Annotated in this window: 4 protein-coding genes; 2 read left to right on the plus strand and 2 right to left on the minus strand. The window is 40.4% G+C overall.

The genetic code is table 11. From position 1 onward, the window contains the following. The first annotated feature begins 98 nt into the window (after nucleotides 1–98). On the plus strand, nucleotides 99–1442 hold the full coding sequence (locus AC1DSB_RS14755) for a glucose-6-phosphate isomerase (RefSeq protein ID WP_016429460.1): 1344 nt from the start codon (nucleotides 99–101) through the stop codon (nucleotides 1440–1442). 18 nt (nucleotides 1443–1460) lie between these two features. Then, a complete protein-coding gene (gene gndA, locus AC1DSB_RS14760; RefSeq protein WP_477532306.1) occupies nucleotides 1461–2876 on the plus strand; it encodes an NADP-dependent phosphogluconate dehydrogenase in 1416 nt (471 codons plus the stop codon). Nucleotides 2877–3011: 135 nt separating this feature from the next. Here the strand turns inward: gndA and AC1DSB_RS14765 are convergent, their stop codons facing one another. After that, entirely contained in the window at nucleotides 3012–3218 is a 207-nt protein-coding gene (locus tag AC1DSB_RS14765) for a hypothetical protein (protein WP_477586985.1), read from the minus strand. 414 nt (nucleotides 3219–3632) lie between these two features. Continuing rightward, nucleotides 3633–4630, minus strand: a 998-nt coding sequence (locus tag AC1DSB_RS14770) for a DL-endopeptidase inhibitor IseA family protein (RefSeq protein ID WP_477586986.1), incomplete at its 5' end; no start/stop codon positions are given.

The following is a 4630-nucleotide window of genomic DNA, read 5'->3' on the forward strand; positions in this document are numbered from 1 at the left end:
GCAGGCTCAACAGGTCCAGATGAGGCAAACCAACTATTGCTATCCGATGAAATTAAGTGGTGGTAGAAAAAAGTAAAAATCAAAAGGAGTGACGAAATATGACAGTTTCATTTGATTTCACCAATGTTTTATCGTTCATGAAAAACAGTGAACTTGAAAATCTAAGTGAATTTGTAAAACAATCGCATAATCAAATTCACCAACAAACAGGACCAGGTTCTGACTACTTAGGGTGGGTTAACTGGCCACTTACCTACGATAAAGAGGAATTTGCCCGAGTGAAGCATGCTGCTAAACGAATTCAACAACAGTCAGACGCGCTGATAGTTATTGGTATTGGTGGCTCTTATCTAGGGTCTAAGGCAGCCATAGAGGCTTTAGCACATACGTTTCATAATCAAGTCAAAGAGAATACACAAATATATTTTGCTGGACATAATATTAGCTCGACCTACATCGAACATTTACTACAAGTGTTAGAGGGAAAAGACATTTCTATTAATATTATTTCCAAATCAGGGACAACTACAGAGCCTGCTTTAGCATTCCGTATTTTCCGCACATTTATGGAGAAGAAGTATGGGAAAGAAGAGGCAAAGAATCGAATTTATGTGACTACCGATCAGAGCAAGGGTGCTCTTCGGAAGCTTGCGGTCGAAGAAGGTTACGAAACATTTGTTATTCCGGACAACATAGGGGGACGTTACTCAGTTCTGACGCCTGTTGGTTTACTGCCAATCGCAGTAGCTGGTCTTAATATTGACCAAGTGATGGATGGAGCAAAAGCTGCATACCACAAATATAATGATCCCGTTCTTGCTACAAATGAGAGTTACCAATATGCCGCAGTAAGAAATATTTTCTATAATAAAGGGAAATCAATAGAATTGTTTGTAAGCTATGAGCCTCGTCTGCACTTTGTAGCGGAATGGTGGAAACAGCTTTTCGGAGAAAGTGAAGGGAAAGATGAAAAAGGTCTCTTCCCAGCTTCAGTTAACTTCTCAACGGATTTACATTCGATGGGCCAGTATGTTCAAGAAGGGCGTCGTCTTTTCATAGAAACAGTTCTACAGGTAAAAAACTCTTCAATCGAACGTATCATTCAAGAGGACGTCGACAATATGGACGGTCTGAATTTCTTAACTGGAAAAACAATGGATGAAGTGAACAAAAAGGCAGCACTCGGAACTACCCTCGCTCACATCGATGGAGGTGTTCCAAATTTGTTAATAGAGCTAGACGAACTCAATGAATTCACCTTTGGGGAAATGGTCTATTTCTTCGAAAAAGCTTGTGCAATAAGTGGAACTTTACTCGGTGTAAATCCATTTGACCAGCCAGGAGTTGAAGCTTACAAAAATAATATGTTTGCGTTACTTGGCAAAGATGGTTTTGAAAAAGAAAAAGAAGAACTAGAGAACCGCCTATCCATATTAGGTTAAAAGGAATGAGGTAAGGATATGATGAAACAACAAATCGGTGTTATTGGTTTAGGCGTGATGGGATTGAATCTTGCGCTCAATATGGAAAGTAAAGGCTTTTCGGTATCTGTCTATGATTACTGGACAGATAGAACAGAAGAATTATCCAACAAAGAAGCGAAGGATAAAAATATTCACGGTACTTACAGCATAGAAGATTTCGTCGCTTCATTAGAAACACCACGTAAAATATTATTGATGGTTAAAGCTGGAGATACAACGGATACGGTCATTGAGTCTCTTATCCCTCACCTTCAACAAGGCGATATTATTATGGACGGCGGAAATTCATTCTTTGAAGACACGAATAGACGTACAGCTAACTTAAAAGAAGTAGGTCTACATTTCATTGGTGCCGGAGTTTCGGGTGGAGAAGAAGGAGCTCGTAACGGCCCTTCTATTATGCCAGGCGGATCAAAAGAAGCTTATGAACAGGTTGAACCAATTCTTAATGCCATTTCTGCTAAAGTTGATGGAACTCCTTGCAGTACCTACATGGGACCTGATGGGGCAGGACATTATGTGAAGATGGTTCATAACGGAATTGAGTATGGAGATATGCAACTGATCTCTGAAGCTTATTTCATCATGAAACATGCTCTTGGTCTTTCAACTCAGGTATTGCATGAAATATTTGCTGAGTGGAACAAAGGCGAGCTTGATAGCTATCTTATCGAAATCACTGCGGACATTTTCACTAAGATCGATGAAGAAAGCGGAAATCCACTCGTTGATCAGATTTTAGATGTTGCCGGCCAAAAAGGGACAGGAAAATGGACAAGTCAAAATGCTCTGGATTTGGGTGTTTCTCTCCCAATCGTTACAGAGTCCGTATTTGCACGATTTATTTCTTCTGTTAAGGAAGAGCGCGTTGCAGCAAGCAAAATACTTAAAGGCCCTGAGTCGAAAAAGTATGCAGGGGATTCAAAAGAATTGATTGAAGCGATTCGTAAAGCTTTGTATATGAGCAAAATTTGTTCATATGCACAAGGATTTGCTCAAATGCGTGCAGCATCCGAGGAGTATGGTTGGAACATTCCTTATGGGGATGTAGCTATGATTTTCCGCGGAGGTTGTATCATTCGTGCACAGTTCTTACAAAAGATTAAAGAAGCTTTTGACAAGAACAGCGACTTGCCTAACCTATTAGTTGATCCGTACTTCCAAGAAATCGTAGGAGAATATCAGAGTTCCCTTCGCGAAGTACTAGGCTTAGCAATTCAACAAGGCATTCCAACGCCTGCTTTCTCAAGTGCATTAGCTTACTATGATAGCTATCGTACTGAGACATTGCCAGCCAATCTTATCCAAGCACAGCGCGATTACTTTGGTGCACATACCTACCAACGTACAGACAAAGATGGCGTATTCCATACTGAATGGTCAGCTAAATAACGATAAACAAAAAGCATCTGTTGCCGAAACAACTCAGAATCGTTTCGGCAGCTGATGCTTTTTCATGTCGATTGTACGTTTTATGCGAAAACAAAAAAATGCCCGTAAAGACATTCTGAGTTTTAAAATATTTTATTAGAATGTCAATTCAACTGAAATCAGCTCTTTACCACTACTTTCGTAGATTTCTCCATTCCCCAAAACAACTTCGAATGGTGWATCTTTTTCATTAACTTCTTTTAAATGAATGACTACATCCCAAACGACTATATCCCAATATCCTGAGCTTGCAACAGGGAGGGCAATTTGATCACCATTCTTAAATTTAAGAATCACCTTCACCTTTTTCTCCCCCCTCCCGTTTTACTATTATTCTACGTAAGGAAATCGATTTTATTTAGGTAAACAAAAAGAACGCCCAGGTGGACGTCCTCTAAGTCGTGTTATTTCAACACTGTATCTATTTTTTATGGTTTAACATGATAGAGCATCATTAAAGATATTTCACCTCTGAAAAGTTTTTAATAAGTAGGGATTCATCTATATGATTCCCTGTTCTCTTATCAACATAAGTATTTTTTTCATAATTCTCCCCCCTTAACTCTTTAATCTAACCCTCACCGTTAGTTCAATAAGAAAAAGCTGCTCATTCATTATTATGAGTGCATACTTGTTTCGGGTTGGTTCTGCGCTCCCTACAAAAAAAGAATCCGGAACAGGTAGCGAGGGATGCCTGTTCCGGAACATGGTTAAAAATTATTGCCAGCTGACCGTGCCGATGCGGTCAATCTTGAATTGCATAGAACCCGTCGGCTGGATATAGAAATACATCAAGTTTTCACCGTTTACAAGTGGGCCTTTATAGCCTGGGGCAAGTTGGGCAGTGAATTTTACCAGGAATTCCACTTGGTTGTCGCTGCGGTTTACTTCAGTCATTTTTTGGAATTCGACTTTTTTGATGCCTTTTCTGAATTCTTCCACATTGAATGTGGAAGAGGCCAGGAATTGTTCTTTTACTACTTTGGCATCAACCAGCAGATAATTGAAGAAGATGAAAGCAGGATTCACATTGCCAGGAATGTCGAGATCACAGTATGGAGCTTTGCTTACTCTCCACCCCGCCTTGTCTTCGAACTGGTATTCGACGATGTACATAAGCACATCACCTGATTCGCCAAATGGCACAGTTACGCGATAGAACTTCGTGTCTTTCACCGTTTTTATGAATTCGACTTTTGATTTTGCCCATTGAGCCGTCGAACCTCCGTCCGCTTCCAATTGGGCGAGTTTGCCTTTGTATTCGATTATTCCACGCTCTTTGAAGAATTGCTCTGCAAGGGCAGGCGTCATGGATTGTTTCAAGTAAGCTATCAGTTCATATTTCGTGTCTATGTCGCTGGATAGATAACGGTAAGTTTTACCGTCGTGGCTGAATGTTTTGTATTCGCCTTCACGGTAAGCGCCGCCCTTTTGGATATAACTTTCCGCTTTACCATATTTCGTTGCCAGGTCCAAAGCTAGTGCATCGTTCATGACATTGTTGATATCAAGTATAGGTTCCTTGCTAATCCGCCATCCGATTTTTTTGGTGTATTTATACTCCACGATATAGCTTTGCGTGGTCTTTGAATCCCCAACAGGAACCGTCAAACGAAATACTTTTGACTTGCTTTCGGATTTGATTAGTTGAGCTGTGGCTTTTGTCCAGTTCAGCAAAGAACCACCATCAGCCTCGACTTGCGCAAGTTTTCCAT

The organism is Paenisporosarcina sp. P4_E4_2 (genome assembly GCF_056401595.1).

Excerpts from the sequence above, each read along its gene's own strand:
- gndA (WP_477532306.1), top strand. The coding sequence starts at position 1,461 with ATGATGAAACAACAAATCGGTGTTATTGGTTTAGGCGTGATGGGATTG.
- AC1DSB_RS14755 (WP_016429460.1), top strand. The coding sequence starts at position 99 with ATGACAGTTTCATTTGATTTCACCAATGTTTTATCGTTCATGAAAAAC.